General features: G+C 46.9%; 13 protein-coding genes, 3 tRNA genes, 3 rRNA genes and 1 pseudogene. 17 read left to right on the forward strand and 3 right to left on the reverse strand.

Annotated features, from left to right (window positions below; genetic code table 11):
* Positions 1-2: 2 nt before the first annotated feature.
* The 6 genes from rpmJ (at position 3) to rplQ (ending at position 3,099) form a co-directional block, all read left to right on the forward strand.
* Positions 3-116: a 50S ribosomal protein L36 gene (gene rpmJ, locus CEW91_RS03595; protein ID WP_074668972.1), complete on the forward strand. Its 114-nt coding sequence runs from the start codon at positions 3-5 to the stop codon at positions 114-116.
* 119 nt (positions 117-235) lie between these two features.
* Complete coding sequence (gene rpsM, locus CEW91_RS03600) at positions 236-592, forward strand: 30S ribosomal protein S13 (protein WP_053954225.1); 357 nt, start codon at positions 236-238, stop codon at positions 590-592.
* Between the two features lie 12 nt (positions 593-604).
* On the forward strand, positions 605-994 hold the full coding sequence (rpsK, locus tag CEW91_RS03605; protein ID WP_011235125.1) for a 30S ribosomal protein S11: 390 nt from the start codon (positions 605-607) through the stop codon (positions 992-994).
* 28 nt (positions 995-1,022) lie between these two features.
* Positions 1,023-1,643 (forward strand): 30S ribosomal protein S4, encoded by a 621-nt coding sequence (rpsD, locus tag CEW91_RS03610; RefSeq protein WP_053954227.1) that lies wholly within the window; start codon positions 1,023-1,025, stop codon positions 1,641-1,643.
* Positions 1,644-1,668: 25 nt separating this feature from the next.
* Positions 1,669-2,658, forward strand: a complete 990-nt coding sequence (locus CEW91_RS03615) for a DNA-directed RNA polymerase subunit alpha (RefSeq protein WP_088767709.1) — start codon at positions 1,669-1,671, stop codon at positions 2,656-2,658.
* 39 nt (positions 2,659-2,697) lie between these two features.
* Positions 2,698-3,099: a 50S ribosomal protein L17 gene (gene rplQ / locus CEW91_RS03620; protein ID WP_088767710.1), complete on the forward strand. Its 402-nt coding sequence runs from the start codon at positions 2,698-2,700 to the stop codon at positions 3,097-3,099.
* A 65-nt stretch (positions 3,100-3,164) separates the two neighbouring features.
* Here the strand turns inward: rplQ and CEW91_RS03625 are convergent, their stop codons facing one another.
* On the reverse strand, positions 3,165-3,953 hold the full coding sequence (locus CEW91_RS03625) for a hypothetical protein (protein ID WP_088767711.1): 789 nt from the start codon (positions 3,951-3,953) through the stop codon (positions 3,165-3,167).
* 455 nt (positions 3,954-4,408) lie between these two features.
* Here CEW91_RS03625 and CEW91_RS03630 point away from each other — a divergent pair.
* The 5 genes from CEW91_RS03630 to rrf all read left to right on the forward strand — a co-directional run bounded on the left by CEW91_RS03630 (position 4,409) and on the right by rrf (position 9,609).
* A 16S ribosomal RNA gene (locus tag CEW91_RS03630) occupies positions 4,409-5,950 on the forward strand.
* Positions 5,951-6,015: 65 nt separating this feature from the next.
* Positions 6,016-6,092: transfer RNA gene (locus CEW91_RS03635), tRNA-Ile, on the forward strand.
* Positions 6,093-6,207: 115 nt separating this feature from the next.
* Positions 6,208-6,283 (forward strand) — tRNA-Ala (locus CEW91_RS03640).
* Positions 6,284-6,501: 218 nt separating this feature from the next.
* Positions 6,502-9,385, forward strand: a 23S ribosomal RNA gene (locus CEW91_RS03645).
* Positions 9,386-9,493: 108 nt separating this feature from the next.
* Positions 9,494-9,609, forward strand: a 5S ribosomal RNA gene (gene rrf / locus CEW91_RS03650).
* The 16S, 23S and 5S rRNA genes sit together here with 2 tRNA genes alongside, the layout of an rRNA operon.
* Before the next feature lie 320 nt (positions 9,610-9,929).
* Here the strand turns inward: rrf and CEW91_RS03655 are convergent.
* Positions 9,930-13,304 (reverse strand): translocation/assembly module TamB domain-containing protein, encoded by a 3,375-nt coding sequence (locus tag CEW91_RS03655; protein ID WP_088767712.1) that lies wholly within the window; start codon positions 13,302-13,304, stop codon positions 9,930-9,932.
* Positions 13,301-15,028, reverse strand: coding sequence for an autotransporter assembly complex protein TamA (locus CEW91_RS03660; protein WP_088767713.1), 1,728 nt, complete (start codon positions 15,026-15,028; stop codon positions 13,301-13,303). Before CEW91_RS03660 ends, CEW91_RS03655 begins: the two co-directional genes overlap by 4 nt.
* Before the next feature lie 86 nt (positions 15,029-15,114).
* Between CEW91_RS03660 and CEW91_RS03665 the strand changes: the two genes are divergently transcribed.
* The 6 genes and pseudogenes from CEW91_RS03665 to deoA all read left to right on the forward strand — a co-directional run bounded on the left by CEW91_RS03665 (position 15,115) and on the right by deoA (position 19,077).
* Positions 15,115-15,975 carry an HDOD domain-containing protein gene (locus tag CEW91_RS03665; RefSeq protein ID WP_088767714.1) on the forward strand — a complete coding sequence of 287 codons (861 nt, stop codon included), beginning with the start codon at positions 15,115-15,117 and terminating at the stop codon, positions 15,973-15,975.
* Between the two features lie 94 nt (positions 15,976-16,069).
* Positions 16,070-16,146: transfer RNA gene (locus CEW91_RS03670), tRNA-Trp, on the forward strand.
* Positions 16,147-16,237: 91 nt separating this feature from the next.
* Positions 16,238-16,549 (forward strand): hypothetical protein, encoded by a 312-nt coding sequence (locus CEW91_RS03675; protein ID WP_088767715.1) that lies wholly within the window; start codon positions 16,238-16,240, stop codon positions 16,547-16,549.
* The gene (gene rimI, locus CEW91_RS03680) at positions 16,542-16,988 is read left to right on the forward strand and encodes a ribosomal protein S18-alanine N-acetyltransferase (RefSeq protein WP_088767716.1); all 447 of its coding nucleotides are present in this window, start codon (positions 16,542-16,544) and stop codon (positions 16,986-16,988) included. Before CEW91_RS03675 ends, rimI begins: the two co-directional genes overlap by 8 nt.
* A gap of 9 nt (positions 16,989-16,997) precedes the next feature.
* Positions 16,998-17,744 carry a deoxyribose-phosphate aldolase gene (gene deoC / locus CEW91_RS03685; protein ID WP_088767717.1) on the forward strand — a complete coding sequence of 249 codons (747 nt, stop codon included), beginning with the start codon at positions 16,998-17,000 and terminating at the stop codon, positions 17,742-17,744.
* Positions 17,745-17,746: 2 nt separating this feature from the next.
* Positions 17,747-19,077: pseudogene (gene deoA / locus CEW91_RS03690) on the forward strand (thymidine phosphorylase).
* Positions 19,078-19,080: the final 3 nt, after the last annotated feature.

Consider the following 19,080-nt stretch of genomic DNA (forward strand, 5'->3'; position numbering starts at 1 on the left):
CAATGAAAGTTCGTGCTTCCGTGAAGAAAATCTGTCGTAATTGTAAAATCATCAAGCGTAACGGTGTAGTTCGCGTTATTTGCTCTGATGCGAAACACAAACAACGACAAGGTTGATTCGAAGGAAAGGTCGGCGGCTTAATAGTCGCCGCCTTGAAGTATTTGCAATTCGGCAATCGGTTGAGTATCCTAACGGGCTTTTCAACTGATGCCTACAAATTAAAGGAGACGTGTTAGTGGCCCGTATCGCTGGCATTAACGTTCCTGACAATAAACATGCAGTTATTGCCTTAACTGCTATCTATGGTATTGGGCGTACTCGCTCGCAGCAAATTTTAGCTGCAACGGGTATCGCTGAAGATACTACGATTGGTTCATTGTCAGAAGACAAACTGGACGCGCTTCGTGACGCAGTGTCGAAATTCGCAGTCGAAGGTGACTTGCGTCGTGAAGTATCTATGAACATTAAACGTTTGATGGACCTCGGGTGTTTCCGTGGACTTCGTCATCGTCGCAGCCTTCCTCTACGTGGACAGCGCACTAAAACAAATGCGCGCACCCGTAAAGGACCGCGCAAACCAATTAAGAAATAGGGGGATTGAGTAATGGCTAAAACACCAACTCGTTCTCGCAAGCGCGTTAAAAAGCAAGTCGCCGATGGCATGGCTCACGTGCATGCATCTTTCAACAACACCATCATCACCATTACTGATCGCCAGGGTAACGCACTAGCGTGGGCTACCGCAGGTGGATCGGGTTTCCGTGGTTCACGGAAATCAACGCCGTTCGCAGCACAGGTTGCAGCAGAACGAGCAGGTGAAATGGCGAAGGAATACGGACTGAAAAACCTGGAAGTATTTGTGAATGGTCCAGGCCCAGGTCGTGAATCATCGATTCGTGCCCTGAACGCCGTTGGTTACAAAATCACAAATATTACCGATGTGACACCGATTCCTCACAACGGTTGTCGTCCGCCTAAGAAACGTCGCGTTTAAGGCGTGAATCGATAGTTGGAGAAAGATCATGGCAAGATATTTGGGTCCTAAGCTCAAGCTGAGCCGTCGCGAAGGAACAGACTTGTTCCTTAAAAGCGGCGTTCGCGCAATCGATTCTAAATGTAAGATCGAAACTGCACCAGGACAACACGGCGCGCGTCGCGGCCGTTTGTCAGACTACGGTGTTCAGTTGCGTGAGAAACAGAAAGTTCGTCGTATGTACGGCGTTCTGGAAAAGCAATTTCGTAACTACTATAAAGAAGCAGCTCGACTTAAAGGCAATACTGGTGAGAACCTGTTGCAATTGCTAGAACAGCGCTTAGATAACGTAGTTTATCGTATGGGTTTCGCGTCAACACGCGCTGAAGCTCGTCAATTGGTTAGTCACAAAGCAGTTGTTGTGAATGGCCAGGTAGTGAATATTCCATCGTTCAAGGTTCGTCCTGAAGATGTCGTTTCTGTTCGCGAAAAAGCGAAAAAGCAGGCACGTATCGGAGCAGCACTGGAACTTGCAGAACAACGTGAGAAGCCAGTCTGGATAGAAGTAGACAACAACAAAATGGAAGGTCAATTTAAACGTCTTCCAGAACGTAGTGACTTGTCTGCTGAAATAAACGAACAGTTGATCGTAGAGCTTTACTCTAAGTAAGGCTTAAGCATAGAGAGAGGACACAATGCAGGGTTCTGTTACCGAATTCCTAAAGCCGAGGTTAGTCGACATCGAGCAAATTAGCCCGACTCATGCCAAGGTTACACTGGAGCCTCTGGAACGCGGCTTTGGTTATACACTGGGTAATGCGTTACGTCGCATTTTACTATCGTCAATGCCAGGTTGCGCAGTGACTGAAGTTGAAATCGACGGCGTGCTGCATGAATACAGCAGTAAAGAGGGTGTTCAAGAAGATGTCATCGAAATTTTGTTGAACCTGAAGGGGCTGGCTGTCAGCGTTGAAGGTAAAGACGAAGCTACGTTGACCTTGAATAAATCCGGAGCAGGTCCTGTAACAGCAGGCGATTTCACTCACGATGGTGATGTAGAAATTGTTAATCCAGAGCACGTTATTTGTCACTTAACCGGTGACTATGAGCTTAACATGCGTGTTAAGGTCGAGCGTGGTCGCGGATACGTTCCTGCGGCATCACGTCAGTCAGCTGACGATGATGAGCGTCCAATCGGTCGTCTATTAGTAGACGCTTCGTTCAGCCCAGTAGAGCGCATCGCATATTCTGTTGACGCAGCTCGGGTTGAACAGCGTACTGACTTAGACAAGCTGGTTATCGAAATGGAAACCAATGGTACGTTGGATCCAGAAGAAGCGATTAGACGTTCTGCCACAATTTTAGCAGAGCAGCTAGACGCTTTCGTTGAACTTCGAGACATCAGCGAGCCGGAACAAAAAGAAGAGAAGCCGGAGTTTGATCCGATTCTTCTTCGTCCGGTCGACGACTTGGAATTGACTGTTCGGTCTGCGAACTGCTTGAAGGCAGAAGCGATTCAGTACATTGGTGACTTAGTACAACGTACCGAGGTTGAGTTGTTGAAAACACCTAACCTAGGTAAAAAGTCGTTAACTGAGATTAAAGATGTGTTGGCATCACGTGGCTTGTCTCTGGGTATGCGCCTGGAGAATTGGCCACCAGCTAGCTTAATTGAGAACGACTAAGGTCACCTTAGTAATAGATTTACTGAGAAGGGTATAGGTATGCGCCATCGTAAGAGTGGTCGTCAACTAAATCGAAACAGTAGCCATCGTCAGGCGATGTTCCGTAACATGGCAAGTTCGCTAGTTCGCCATGAAATTATCAAAACGACGTTGCCAAAAGCTAAAGAGCTACGTCGCGTGGTAGAGCCATTGATTACATTGGCAAAACAAGACAGCGTCGCTAATCGTCGATTAGCTTTCGCTCGTACACGTGACAAAGAAATCGTTGGTAAACTGTTTAATGAATTAGGCCCGCGTTATGAAGAGCGCGCTGGTGGTTACACTCGCATTATGAAGTGTGGCTTCCGAGCGGGTGATAACGCACCTATGGCTTACATTGAGTTAGTTGATAGACCAGAAGTGGAAGAAGTTGAAGAAGTAGTTGAAGAAACTGCCGAGTAAACTCATTAAAAAGGCCAGCTTAAAGCTGGCCTTTTTCTTTTTAATTCGTTTTAAAAAGCTTGTAGCTACTTATTATTATAGATTGCGGTTAATTCCCCTTTATCCAAGTGTCCTTTTTCAACAAGCCATTGTAACTTTTCCTGTTCAAGTCCAGAGCTTTTCGCTTCCAAAGCAAGTAATCGCCATTGTTCCTTAGAGATAGACGTTTTATCGTCATTATTTCCTAAGCTATTAAAAAAGTTCTTAATACCTTCCAGGACATAGTCAGCAGATTCAGGTAATAATCTCAGTGTACCTATAACTGATGAGAGTAAGTTTTCTGATGAACTCTCGTGAGCCGTTCTTATTATTGATTCTGAATAAGAAGGATAATTTTGGAGAGTTAGGGTTATTAAACTGTCGGCTTTTTCCGGTGAATGTTTCATAGCCAAGGGTAGAATATCATCAATATACGCCGGTTCTGTTTCGATCGCGGTTTGAACTATCATTTCCACACTCTCAGGAAAATATTCCAATGCTGTTTCGACTACGATATAGGTGACAGCCGGTTCAGCTTGAATAGCAGCTTTTATAATAGCCTTTTTCCGGTTTGGCTCAGTATCAAATGCAGCTGACACAATATAGGCGGCGTGTTCCGGGTAGTTATTAATGAGTATTCGTACCGTCCGCATTATCGATAAATTTTTATTAAGATGGTTTTCAATTATCGACGAATAGGTTTTTAAAAGCTTAGCTTCTTTTATTGTCGATGACTGTTCTGAATTAGGTTCGGCAATTGATAATGACGGAAAGCCGGTTAGGGATATCCCCATAATACTTAGCGCAAGAATATAGTTATAGTAGTTACGGCGCATAGCTAGTTATTCCCCTCCTAATCCACTAACACGTCTATCATTTGAATCATAAACGTAGCGATAGTTCAAATAATCATTAACATAAGAGATTAAAAAAACACCATTTATATCTTTTTTCCGGTTCATGTGAAAAAGATCTTGAAAGGTCCAAAAAGATCTCTATAATTCGCCGCCGTTGTCACGAGATACTCACTGAGTTGAGTCGGGCAACGGCGGTTTTGTCAGTCGGACAAAAAGTCCAGAAAAAGAGGTTGACGAAATCATCGGGAAGTGTAGAATACGCCTCCCTGCTTCGGAAGAAGCAACGCTCTTTAACAATACTATCAAGCCAAGCAAACTGTGTGGGCACTTGCAGAAGTTACGCAAAACAGAAATATGTATTGCAACTTTTGAATGAGTGTTCAGCTACATTAAGTAGCAAAACGCGTAATTCATTGAGTTGATTGAACTACTTTTAATTGAAGAGTTTGATCATGGCTCAGATTGAACGCTGGCGGCAGGCCTAACACATGCAAGTCGAGCGGTAACAGAGAGAAGCTTGCTTCTCTGCTGACGAGCGGCGGACGGGTGAGTAATACTTGGGAATTTGCCTTTAGGCGGGGGACAACCACTGGAAACGGTGGCTAATACCGCATAATGTCTACGGACCAAAGTGGGGGACCTTCGGGCCTCACACCTAAAGATGAGCCCAAGCGGGATTAGCTAGTTGGTGAGGTAAAGGCTCACCAAGGCGACGATCCCTAGCTGTTCTGAGAGGATGATCAGCCACACTGGGACTGAGACACGGCCCAGACTCCTACGGGAGGCAGCAGTGGGGAATATTGCACAATGGGCGCAAGCCTGATGCAGCCATGCCGCGTGTGTGAAGAAGGCCTTCGGGTTGTAAAGCACTTTCAGTGGTGAGGAAAGGGTGATAGTTAATAGCTATCACAGTTGACGTTAGCCACAGAAGAAGCACCGGCTAACTCCGTGCCAGCAGCCGCGGTAATACGGAGGGTGCAAGCGTTAATCGGAATTACTGGGCGTAAAGCGTACGTAGGCGGTGTGTTAAGCTAGATGTGAAAGCCCCGGGCTCAACCTGGGAATTGCATTTAGAACTGGCACGCTAGAGTCCTGAAGAGGGTGGTAGAATTTCCAGTGTAGCGGTGAAATGCGTAGATATTGGAAGGAATACCGGTGGCGAAGGCGGCCACCTGGTCAGAGACTGACGCTGAGGTACGAAAGCGTGGGGAGCAAACAGGATTAGATACCCTGGTAGTCCACGCCGTAAACGATGTCAACTAGTTGTTCGTGTCATTAAGACGTGAGTAACGCAGCTAACGCACTAAGTTGACCGCCTGGGGAGTACGGCCGCAAGGTTAAAACTCAAATGAATTGACGGGGGCCCGCACAAGCGGTGGAGCATGTGGTTTAATTCGATGCAACGCGAAGAACCTTACCATCCCTTGACATCCAGTGAATTTTCCAGAGATGGATTAGTGCCTTCGGGAACACTGAGACAGGTGCTGCATGGCTGTCGTCAGCTCGTGTTGTGAGATGTTGGGTTAAGTCCCGCAACGAGCGCAACCCTTATCCTTAGTTGCCAGCGGTTCGGCCGGGAACTCTGGGGAGACTGCCGGTGATAAACCGGAGGAAGGTGGGGACGACGTCAAGTCATCATGGCCCTTACGGGATGGGCTACACACGTGCTACAATGGCGCGTACAAAGGGCAGCGAACCTGCGAGGGTAAGCGAATCTCATAAAGCGCGTCGTAGTCCGGATTGGAGTCTGCAACTCGACTCCATGAAGTCGGAATCGCTAGTAATCGTGGATCAGAATGCCACGGTGAATACGTTCCCGGGCCTTGTACACACCGCCCGTCACACCATGGGAGTGGGCTGCACCAGAAGTGGTTAGTTTAACCTTCGGGAGAACGATCACCACGGTGTGGTTCATGACTGGGGTGAAGTCGTAACAAGGTAGCCGTAGGGGAACCTGCGGCTGGATCACCTCCTTACATTATTGCGAACGGACGTGAGTGCTCACACAGTTTGCAGGCTTGATATTAAAAGAGAAGAAACTGGGTCTGTAGCTCAGCTGGTTAGAGCGCACCCCTGATAAGGGTGAGGTCGGCAGTTCAAGTCTGCCCAGACCCACCATTTTGAGCGTCTGGGCTGCGTTGGAAAGCCACTTGCATAGCAGGCTATGCGTCGTGCCTTCCCGTCTTGCCAGTCACTCAAAACCCCTTGTCGGGGGTGGTCGAAAGCCCACAACGGGGCCATAGCTCAGCTGGGAGAGCGCCTGCCTTGCACGCAGGAGGTCAGCGGTTCGATCCCGCTTGGCTCCACCACTTCTTCTCTTGTAACCGTTAGCGTTAAGTGTTCTTGGTTAAGAATGTTTACCGGTAACTTTGTGTTACACGCTCTTTAACAACATGGAAAGCTGATTGTAAATAAAGTAAGAAATGCCACTCTACTTGAACAAACCGTAAGGTAGAGGCGTATCGAACTTGTGTACAGCGAGAACAAACAATCTTGGTCATGTATTCCAGACACCTTCGGGTTGTATGGTTAAGTGACTAAGCGTACACGGTGGATGCCTAGGCAGTTGGAGGCGATGAAGGACGTACTAACTTGCGATAAGCCATGACGAGGCAGTAAGAGCCACTTGAGTCATGGATTTCCGAATGGGGCAACCCACTGAGCTTGCTCAGTATCCGGCACTGAATAAAATAGGTGCCAGGAGGCGAACCCGGAGAACTGAAACATCTAAGTACCCGGAGGAAAAGAAATCAACCGAGATTTCCCTAGTAGCGGCGAGCGAACGGGAAGCAGCCCTTAAGCTTTACATGTGCTAACAGAATCTGTTGGGAAGCAGAGCCATAGACGGTGATAGCCCGGTATGTGAAGGTGCATGAAAAGTGAAAACGAGTAGGTCGGGACACGTGTTATCTTGACTGAATATGGGGGGACCATCCTCCAAGGCTAAATACTCCCAACTGACCGATAGTGAACCAGTACCGTGAGGGAAAGGCGAAAAGAACCCCGGCGAGGGGAGTGAAACAGAACCTGAAACCGTGTACGTACAAGCAGTAGGAGCGGACTTGTTCCGTGACTGCGTACCTTTTGTATAATGGGTCAGCGACTTATATTTTGTAGCAAGGTTAACCGTATAGGGTAGCCGTAGGGAAACCGAGTCTTAACTGGGCGTTGAGTTGCAGGGTATAGACCCGAAACCGGGCGATCTAACCATGAGCAGGTTGAAGATTGAGTAACATCAATTGGAGGACCGAACCCACTAATGTTGAAAAATTAGGGGATGACTTGTGGCTAGGAGTGAAAGGCTAATCAAGCCCGGAGATAGCTGGTTCTCCCCGAAATCTATTTAGGTAGAGCCTCGGACGAATACCATTGGGGGTAGAGCACTGTTTGGGCTAGGGGGTCATCCCGACTTACCAACCCCATGCAAACTCCGAATACCAATGAGTACTATCCGGGAGACACACGGCGGGTGCTAACGTCCGTCGTGGAGAGGGAAACAACCCAGACCGCCAGCTAAGGTCCCAAAGTTATGGCTCAGTGGGAAACGATGTGGGAAGGCACAGACAGCTAGGAGGTTGGCTTAGAAGCAGCCACCCTTTAAAGAAAGCGTAATAGCTCACTAGTCGAGTCGGCCTGCGCGGAAGATGTAACGGGGCTAAGCCATACACCGAAGCTGCGGCAGTAGTTTACTACTGGGTAGGGGAGCGTTCTGTAAGCGGATGAAGGTGAATCGAGAGGTTTGCTGGACGTATCAGAAGTGCGAATGCTGACATGAGTAACGATAATGCGGGTGAAAAACCCGCACGCCGGAAGACCAAGGTTTCCTATCCCATGCTAATCAGGGTAGGGTAAGTCGGCCCCTAAGGCGAGGCGGAAACGCGTAGTCGATGGGAAACAGGTTAATATTCCTGTACCGATGTTCATTGCGATGGGGGGACGGAGAAGGCTAGGCAAGCGCGGCGTTGGTTGTCCGCGTGAAAGTGCGTAGGCTGGTGACTTAGGCAAATCCGGGTCGCTAAGGCTGAGACACGAGACGAGCACCTACGGGTGTGAAGTTGCTGGTGCCCTGCTTCCGGGAAAAGCCTCTAAGCTTCAGATGAACATCGACCGTACCCGAAACCGACACAGGTGGTCAGGTAGAGAATACTAAGGCGCTTGAGAGAACTCGGGTGAAGGAACTAGGCAAAATAGTACCGTAACTTCGGGAGAAGGTACGCCGCTGGTGGTGATTGACTTCGCGTCATAAGCTGCTGGCGGTCGCAGTGACCAGGTGGCTGGGACTGTTTATTAAAAACACAGCACTCTGCTAACTCGAAAGAGGACGTATAGGGTGTGACACCTGCCCGGTGCCGGAAGGTTAATTGATGGGGTTAGCTTAGGCGAAGCTCTTGATCGAAGCCCCGGTAAACGGCGGCCGTAACTATAACGGTCCTAAGGTAGCGAAATTCCTTGTCGGGTAAGTTCCGACCTGCACGAATGGTGTAACCATGGCCACGCTGTCTCCACCCGAGACTCAGTGAAATTGAAATCGCAGTGAAGATGCTGTGTACCCGCGGCTAGACGGAAAGACCCCGTGAACCTTTACTACAGCTTGGCACTGAACATTGAACCTACATGTGTAGGATAGGTGGGAGGCTTAGAAGCACTGGCGCTAGTTGGTGTGGAGCCATCCTTGAAATACCACCCTTGTATGTTTGATGTTCTAACATAGGCCCCTTATCGGGGTTGTGGACAGTGCCTGGTGGGTAGTTTGACTGGGGCGGTCTCCTCCCAAAGAGTAACGGAGGAGCACGAAGGTTGGCTAAGTACGGTCGGACATCGTACGGTTAGTGCAATGGCAGAAGCCAGCTTAACTGCGAGACAGACACGTCGAGCAGATACGAAAGTAGGTCATAGTGATCCGGTGGTTCTGAATGGAAGGGCCATCGCTCAACGGATAAAAGGTACTCCGGGGATAACAGGCTGATACCGCCCAAGAGTTCATATCGACGGCGGTGTTTGGCACCTCGATGTCGGCTCATCACATCCTGGGGCTGAAGTCGGTCCCAAGGGTATGGCTGTTCGCCATTTAAAGTGGTACGCGAGCTGGGTTTAGAACGTCGTGAGACAGTTCGGTCCCTATCTGCCGTGGGCGTTTGAGAGTTGAGAGGAGCTGCTCCTAGTACGAGAGGACCGGAGTGGACGAACCTCTGGTGTTCGGGTTGTCACGCCAGTGGCACTGCCCGGTAGCTATGTTCGGAATCGATAACCGCTGAAAGCATCTAAGCGGGAAGCGAGCCTCGAGATAAGCTCTCACTAGCACTTAGAGTGCTCTGAAGGGTCGTTGAAGACTACGACGTTGATAGGCGGGGTGTGGAAGCGTAGTAATGCGTTGAGCTAACCCGTACTAATTGCCCGTGAGACTTAACCATACAACACCGAAGTTGTTTGAGACGTTACGCACAAGCGAGCGACTCTGCTAAGCGGCAAGAGAGTGGCAAATTAGTTAGAATCAGTTTTTTATGTTGTGACAGTTTATGTCTGGCGGCCATAGCGGTGTGGCACCACCTGAATCCATCCCGAACTCAGAAGTGAAACACACCAGCGCCGATGGTAGTGTGGGGTCTCCCCATGTGAGAGTAGGTCACCGCCAGACTTCAAATAAATAACCCCGGTGCAGATGCATCGGGGTTTTTTATTTCTGGTGGTGGCCTACTGAGAGTAGGGTGAAGCGGGTCCCCGGTAAAGCCAACAATTTGGCTTTACCCCGCTGAACAGGTTGAGCTCTGCGAAACCTTGTCCAGACTTCAAATCGAAGAAGCCCTCAGCTGACGCTGGGGGCTTTTTTTATGCCTGCTCCTCTGCCTCTCGGTAGCCTGAGGCGACCACCTCACCCGCAATGCTAAGCCAGCCCAATGGCTTGCTCATGCTGAAAACCTTAACCAACTCAATTAATGTAATGGCATTAAACCATAACTATTTCTCGATGGTGTATATCAGGTCTCCACCTTGACCTTCCGCATTAGAAACAGATTCGAAAATCAATTTGTCGGTAAGGCTATAACGTAAGATGAAAGTTGAGGTTGGCTCTATTAAACCGATTCCGTACTTAATATATAAGTCTGGGGATAAATGCTTGCCGATATACAAAGATGTGTCGTTAACATCACTGGTTCGTGAATCGAGAGAGACTTCGTCTAAGTCAAAAGTTTCTTTCAATCCATCGGTTAAAAACTCGGTACTACGGCCGCCTACCAATAAAGCGGCTTGGAGTTCCAGATTGTTCACGTCGCCTTGGCTGGTAGGTGGTTTTCCGAAAAGAAGGTAGGACAGTATTGTGCTATCACTCATTGGTGGTGTAGAAAATAGGCTAAGCTCGGGCTGCTCAATACTGCCAGTAACGCGTGCCCCTATTTCCTCAGGTGGTTTTTGATTACTTGTCGAGGAGCTGATATTTCTAGTAACCCTGAGGTTTAATGAAGGGCTGCTTAAAGGAACGTCGTTAAATAGCAAGTCACCGCGCTCTATCGTTAGTTTTTGTCCATAAATTTCATATTGCCCGGACGTGACACCTATAGTTCCGTTCCCTCTTGCCGGAGAGTTAGGTTGTTGAGTAATGTTAAGGCTTCCTTGAATCTGACCAGCAAAGCCAAGCGCCTTAACTCTTACGTTTTCTCCCAAAGAGACGGTTAAGTCAGTTTGGGTTTTGAATACAGACGTTTTTTTCTCTTCATTTTTCAACCGAACATCAGCAGATTCTGTTGTGGCTTGGTTAAGCTCTATGGGGGTTATGCGGGCTTTAGGGATATTTAATTTTCCATTTAAGCTTATCAGCTTTTTATCTAGGCTTACGGTTAGTTCCGGTGAGGCTTCTATAAGCAAATCCGGCGTATCGATAATAAGCAGATTGCTTCCATTAATGTCTAACTTGCCGAGCTGCTTAAATGCATCCAAGTGGCCAGTAATTTGCAATTTTCCGGAACCCACTTTTCCGTCAGCCTCCACCTTAAACTGACCTGAGTTTGCATCTGCTTGCAGAGTCCCAGTAACGTCGTTTAGCATGGTGCCAGATTGCAGCACCACTATCTGATTCGCATTGAGTTGAACTTTTCCCGATGCTAGAGGGGTATCCACTGTTCCATCTATTGCTATGCGAGCAGAAGCCTTTCCGTTACCAATACTGACTTGTGGAAGCAATAGGTTAGCCAACTCCAGGCTGTCTGAGTCAAAGTCTAAAGTGCCGGATAGCTTACTACCTGCTTCCAAGCTGCCTGTCTCGACGTAACCATTTAGGTTTAGTCCAAGCTCATTAGCTTGAGCGATTACATTGGCTTGTAATCCTTGCTCTTTAGTTTTCGCAACGAACTGTAATTTCTCTAAGGTTACGGTTTCTTCTGCAGTCGAAACTTTTGTGTTATTGGCATTTATTGATGCATTTAACTGGCTGAATGTCTTTGTTTCAATATCTACTGAACCTTCGATGTCGAGCTCCAGATCGCCTTGCAGTTTGTACAATGCCGAAGGTATGACTAAAGCTTGCAATGCATTTATAGGAGCAGATTGAGCGTTAGCTTTAAAAGACAGCCAGCTTTTATCTTTGTCTAACTGAATACATAAAGGGGAGCTGATCTCCGCATAACCAATGCACAGGTCGTGTATTCTAAAATTAGCGTTTTTAGAACTGAGTGTTAAATCGGTAGGCTGGGTTAAATAAACTTTCTTATAACCTGTTTGCTTTAATTCGGCGGAATCGAGCCCTATCGTAAACTCGGGTTGGTTTAACACACCATTAATGGTTCCGCGCGCTAAAGCAGTTCCTTGTAATTCTGATACCTGGCTTAATTGGTCAGATTGAAGCTCCCAGTTCAATGTTCGGCCTGAGCTCAATGCTCCGTTAATGTTAAACGATTGAGCTCCCCAATTTCCTTCCATGCTTTCGACAAATAGATAGGGGGCGGCGTAGCTCATTGAAACTTTGCTATTGACGTCATGACCTTCGTAAGTACCAGTCACATTGGCATTTAAAGAGATATCACGGCTCCAATCAATAGTTGCCTCTGCAGCTATCATGTTGTTATTTTGACTGAGCTTTAATGTGGTTAGATTGAGCGACTTGGAAGCAAGCTTAGCCTCACTGGTTAGCTTAAATGGTTGTGGTAACAAGCCGTTAATATCGCTCGATAAACGAGCGGATAAATTATCGATAGCTCCACTAACTGTTAATTTACCGCATTCACTAATAATATCGCTGGGTTTGTATAAAACAGTATCCCATTGCGAAGTGACATCAATAACAGGGACGGAATCAAGGTGAACAATACTTCCGCTAATGAGCAATTCACCACGAATATCGTTATCTGAACTCACGTTAAGAGAGTTAATTGTTAATGCATTAGACTCGTACGTTAAGCGTCCAGATATTGCTGCATTTCTTTGGTTTACGGTAACCGATAGGTCCGGACTAAGAATGGCGCTGTTTAAACTCCCTTCCCCTGCAACGGCTCCGTTAAACACAAGGCTCAGGTCTCCTAAGTCAAAAGCCTTTAACCATGGGGTAAGGTTGCTTTCATTCCATTGACTGGTAACAGACCAGCTCAGCGCTTTGGCTGGTTGATGCAGAGTAGCTTCAAGGGAAGCATTCAGACTGTCACTAAGTTTCGTCTCAGTGACGAGCTTTCTTATATCCCCTTTAAATAGGCTGTTGATAGTGAGAGCGGGATAATCCGGCGAATGCAGCTCAATTTTAGTATTCAGTGAGCTTTTAAAAGGATATGACAGTAACGACTGCCCTCGAACGGATGCTGTTACATACTGGTGCGAAATATCTAAGTTTCTCAGAGTGACTCGACCACGCGTGTTTGCTTTAGCAGAAAGATTTACATCAAGCTTTTGAGCTGGAGCCTCAAAGAAAAAGAATAACGTGTCAGACACTGTTAGCCTCTGAATATCAATGGATAACGGAAGTTCTATTTTTATCTCATTGAGAGCGTTTGCTTGGTTATCGTTGTTGGGGGTAGCCTCTGTAGAGCGTAACCGGACTTCGCCGTGATCACTCTTAATACGCTCTGCCGTAATAGAGCCTGATAATAACGCTAACGGCTGCCAATGGATTTTTAATGCTTCGGTTTGGTAAGCAAATGACTCGGACTCAACACGTAAGTTATTAAAGCTAAACTCGGTTAGTAGCTTGCCTCGAAACTGATCGTAACGAATATCTATTGGGGAGTAATGAATGGCCTTATCGACTACCCAACGGCTGCCCGTTTCGGTACCGAACAATGCGATCGCAACCGATGGTATTACAAAAAAAATGCCCAATATGATGCTTGCCAACCAACGATAAATCGTCATAGATCAGGCCCCAGGGTTAAGTGCAGTCTCCAAGGCTTATCGGGTTCATCAATTGCTTGAGCTAAGTCAAGCCGAATTGAGCCGATAGGCGATATCCAGCGCACACCAAAGCCAATACTTTGCTTTAATGGCTCATTAGGTTCGATCATCGCATTCCCGATGTCCGTAAACAGTGCAATCCGCCAGTGTTCCTTAAACCGATAGTCAATTTCAGCACTAGCTGTTGCTAAGTAACGACCCCCAATAACCGTTCCGGTTTCGTCCTCAGGACCGAGCTGTTCATAGGCATAACCACGAACACTGTGGTCGCCACCAGCGAAAAAGCGCAGTGATGGAGGCAGGGTATCGAAGTTATCAATATAGGTGGCGCCTATATCAGCACGCGTGAGTATTCTGACGCGCTCAGTTAACGGTACGACGGCTTTGAACCCCAGTTTCAAACTGGCCATGTTCGCGTCTGATAAAAGCGTATCATTTGCCGCTTTAAGCGTAGCATCAAAGCGAAATCCTTTATCAATATTCAAGCGCCCGTCGGCTGTCATGTAGGTCCAGCTCGATCGTGGAATAAGAAATTGACTGGTACCTTCTGTTTCACCAATCTGAAAGTCATCTCTTTGCCAGCTTAAGCCAAACTCATGTTGCCACTGATTCATTGTAACGGTACTGGACGCACCGATGCGGTATAAGCGGTTTTCTTGACCCTCATTATTTTTATCCGATACCTCTGCGTTAAATCGATAGTAGTCAGACTGCGGTTTTTTCCCGGGTACGATGTAGTTAGCACTAACACGGCTTTCAATTTGAGATACTTGAGTCAATCCCCGAAATTGGTGGCCATCTTCGTTGACCCAGCGCCTGTTTAGACTGGCACTCACTCGCGCTCCGGTATCGGTTCCATAACCGATACCATATTGATACTGGTTTCTGTAATTTGCGCTAGATTTTACCTCTATAGGCACCTGCAGATTTTCCGATTCATCCCACTGAGGACTGACTTGCACTTGAGAAAAGTAGCCACTGTCGAGTAACCCGACCTGCAAATTGCTGAGTTCCTGACTGGTGTAGCCTTCCCCTTGCTTAAATGGAACATATCGTTGCAGTAGTTCGTCATTGAGAATGTCTTGCTCAAAGTTAACAGCACCAAACTGATATCGCTGCCCAGACTCAAAAACAACATCGATATTAGCTGTATTCTGGTCGACATCAATAATGACGTCGTGTTTTTCAAATCGGGCATCGTGGTAACCGCGGCGGCTTGCTAGTGACAATAAGCGAGACTTTAATTCCTCATATTCTTGATGAATAAAGCGATGTTCAGGCTTTAGTTTGCTTCCATCTAACAAAGACTGAAAGCGAACATCGTCTTCAGCATCTCCTTTTATCGCCCATTTATTTGTGGCAATGCGCACTGGTTCATTTAAGACAATGTCGTAAGACGCTATCCACCCATCTTCAACACTTTCTAGTTGAGCATTCACTTCAACCTGATAATATCCATAAGGGCGCAATGCTTTTTGAATGTCGTTGGGCGCTTGTCGATGTAGATACTGGATTCGATAATCAGCGTAAGTGTTGCTGCCATTCAGTCGGGCTATCTGTAGTAGCGTCATGACATTGTCATACGCTTTACCTTCGACACCCGATACTCTTACTTCGACAGAAGCAAAAGTCAGACAACTGAAAAATAAGCTACCAGCAATTAGAATACAGCGAATGTAAAGCATTGACGTGTTTTACCATAAAAAAGATGACAACATAATCTCATTGTTTGAGACTCTGTGTCACCCATCGGGTTCAACTTGGAGACATTATGGCGATAGAAATTACAACAGCAGAGAAACGGCTATTACAAAAGGTTAGTATACCGCCACGACCACAGACTCTGTTAACTGTTAGTAGTGAAGCCAAAAAAGAGGAACCCGATGTATCTGTTATTGCTGATGCTATCGCATCGGATATGGGGATTGCTGCTGCGGTTCTACAAGTTGTGAACTCGGCTGCTTACCGGCGTGCAAAAGAAATTGACTCAATTCAGCAAGCGGTCATGACGCTGGGCTTTCGACGCGTCTTTCCGATTGTAAAAGCGGTTGCATTAAAGTCAGCGCTGAAGTCGGACTATGATCTCAATGAGTTTTGGCGTTATAACGAATGGGTGGCGAGTGCTTGTGTGATGGTTTCCGAAGCTGTCGGTAAGCCGGAGCTGCGTGATCATGCTTACATGCTTGGTCTGTTTCAGAGTTCTGGTATTCCCGTCATGTTGTCAGAGTTTGATGAAGAATATTCAGAACTATTGAATGCTTCAAGTAGCCAACCATGGCCTGAAATTATTGAACAAGAGCAGCGCAAGTTTAATACGACCCACACAACAATGGGTGCGTTACTCGCTCAGCAGTGGAAGCTCCCCAAAATTGTCGTCGAAGTTATTTATTACTTATTTGATGACAGCTCTGTTTTTTTAACATCGAGTGAGCTGTCGGAGCTTGCGTTGGATTTATTAGGCATATTAAAAATATCCCGTTATGCGATAGACCTGAGAACGCGTAGCCTGGCAGGGCAAGATGAATGGCAGTCAGTGCAGGACGGCGTACTGGAACACTTTCAAATCGATGAGTTTAAAGTGGAAGAAATTATTGAGCTAGTTCACGAAGAACTGTTCGATACCGATCATTAGTTTTGCTGGTTAAATTATCTGCAAACGAAAGAGTTAGAGCCAATAAGTACTTGTGCCGCGGTTTGTTGTCGGTATAATCCATGCCTCAAGAGTTAGGGGCGTAGTTCCAACTGGCAGAACAGCGGTCTCCAAAACCGACGGTTGGGGGTTCGAATCCCTCCGCCCCTGCCAACTCTTCACTAGTCTTATTTATTCTGCTCAATTACACTACATTCATATCTTTCAGTACTTACTTTGGTAATTCAGCTATACGGTAACTTTTATGAATGCTCAGTGGACTTCTCAGCAAATGCAGGCATTAGCCGCTATGAATATCCCACTTTGGGAAAAAGCGCCTGAGCCAAAAGGTCAATATTTTTATAAGCTGGGCTCTTATCATTTAGTTGGCGAGGCACAATTACCGGTTGAGTTACCGCAGTGGTTTAACGACTTTTGCTTATGTGTCGGTGAGCGACCGGTAGCGGTTAAAATAACTGAACTATCAGATAATTGCCTCAATTACGATACCTGGTTTGATAATCTACCAACGGCTGACTTTAAAAAAGCGCTTTGGCAACGTCTAAGCCATGCCTGACATAAAAATTCAATGCTTTACTCCTGACAGTCGCTCTTATGAAATCGAGCGGCTAGCTCACGCGCACCCATGGAGCTTATCGGTTTTTTGCCAAAGTCATGGGCCAGCTTACTATAATAGACAGTTAGTCGTTGACGAAGAAACAGTCGGTTATATTATTTGCCAGCAGGTACTGGACGAACTCACCATTTTTAATATCGCTATTGATCCAAAGCACCAGGGGCAGGGTTTTTCGCATTACTTAATGCAGGACACCTTAAACTATGCGGCGAACAACGGTATGTTGGTCTTCCTTGAAGTACGAGCATCTAATACACCAGCCATTAGCTTATATCAAACGTATGGGTTTAGAGAGTTGGCCAAACGAGCTGACTATTATAAAACCCGTAACGGTTACGAAGACGCTTTAGTCATGAAGTGGCAAAGCGAACAGAATTAGGAGAAGTTTATGCCATCGGAAAATCATGCACAGGCTTTACAGGTATTATCCTATGTCGATTTGACGTCTTTGAACAATGACGATGATAAAGCCACTATTGAATCACTCTGCACGAAGGTAGAAATTGGTAGCCAGTCGGTAGCCGCTATTTGTGTTTTTCCGGAATGGGTGGCGACAGCGAAAACTTACTTCGAAGAGCAGAGCCTCAACATTCCTATCGCAACCGTCACTAACTTTCCAGACGGAAGTACAAATATTGAGAGAGCTGTTTCGGAAACTGAGCGAGCTATAGCGGCAGGGGCGCGCGAAATTGATGTTGTCTTGCCATATAGAGCGCTGTTAAATGGCGATGAGAGCACGCCAGCTGAATTAGTCCGTGAGTGCAAGGACGTTTGCGGCGATGAAGTAATATTAAAAGTTATTATTGAATCGGGTGAGCTTAAAACACAGGATGCTATTGTGGCGGCAAGTGAAATTGCTATTGCCAATGGCGCTGATTTTATTAAAACCTCAACAGGCAAAGTGGACACTAACGCGACCTTATCGGCGGCTCAAACGATGCTGGGTGTTATTAAGGCGAGCGGCACCGACTGTGGTTTTAAAGCGGCTGGTGGTATACGCACGGTAGGAGAGGCTATGCAGTATATTAATCTGGCTGAAGAAATTATGGGGAAGGACTGGGTGACACCGAGTCATTTCCGAATTGGTGCAAGCAGCCTACTGAAGGATATCCAGGCGGTTGTGGATAATCACTAACCATGTATTTGCCTCAAGACAGTATTCGAAAAAAGCGTGATGCTCTTCAATTGACTGAGTGGGAGATTCACCAGTTCGTTAACGGCATTTGCGACGATAGCGTCAGTGAAGGGCAAATCGCAGCTCTGGCAATGGCTATTTATTTTAATGGCATGAATGCTGATGAAACAATAAGCCTGACTCAGGCTATGCGAGACTCCGGAGATGTTCTGAGTTGGCCGAAGTCAGAGTTTGATGGTCCTATTTTGGATAAGCACTCGACTGGCGGGATTGGTGATGTTGTCAGCTTAATGTTGGGACCTATTATTGCTGCTTGCGGCGGTTATGTGCCGATGATTTCGGGGCGTGGTTTAGGGCATACCGGCGGCACGTTAGACAAACTCGATTCGATACCGGGCTATCAATCGACACCGGATAATGACACGTTTAAAAACGTCGTGAAGAAAGCCGGCGTCGCCATTATCGGACAAACCGGTAACTTGGCGCCAGCCGACAGGCGATTTTATGCTACCCGGGATATAACGGCCACCGTTGAGTCGATTCCGCTAATTACTGCTTCCATTTTGTCAAAGAAGCTATCTGAAGGTCTTGACGGGTTGGTCATGGACGTAAAGTCGGGCAACGGTGCTTTCATGCCAAGTCATGCGCAATCGCTGGAGTTGGCCAGAAAAATTGTCAGCGTCGGCGGACAACTCGGTGTATCGACATCCGCGTTGGTGACCGATATGAATGAACCGTTAGCATCGACGGCAGGCAATGCGCTGGAAGTGAAACTGGCGGTTGATTATCTAACGGGGCGGCACCGAGATGCGCGGCTTCATGAGGTCACTCAGGCGTTGGCTGTTGAGTCACTTTTGTCCGGGGGGATAGCAAAAAGCCTGGACGATGCAAAACACCGGGTCATTAAAGCGTTGGATACAGGCTCTGCAGCTGAGCGATTCGCTGAAATGGTGCGGTTACTCAACGGTCCTGCGGATTTTATTGAGAGACCTGAACATTACTTATCTGAGGCAAAAATTATAGAGCCTGTTTATGCCCCGATAAACATTTGGACATGTACCTAAGCGAGTATGATACGAGGTCGATAGGCATGGCGGTAGTGCAGTTAGGAGGTGGTCGTCGTAAAGCGGATGATACATTAGATTTAAGTGTTGGTATTAAGCATATGACTCCGCTGGGAACTCAACTAAGTAAAGGGCGGCCGGTAGCCTGGATTTGCGGTAATGACAGATGCAAAGTCGACATAGCTAGAGAGATGTTTTTATCCGCTATGACATTTACTGAGACTGCACTGCCGCCGAACCCAGTAATTTACGAACGGCTGACAAGGTAACCT

Source organism: Idiomarina piscisalsi (assembly GCF_002211765.1).
Lineage (GTDB): Bacteria > Pseudomonadota > Gammaproteobacteria > Enterobacterales > Alteromonadaceae > Idiomarina > Idiomarina piscisalsi_A.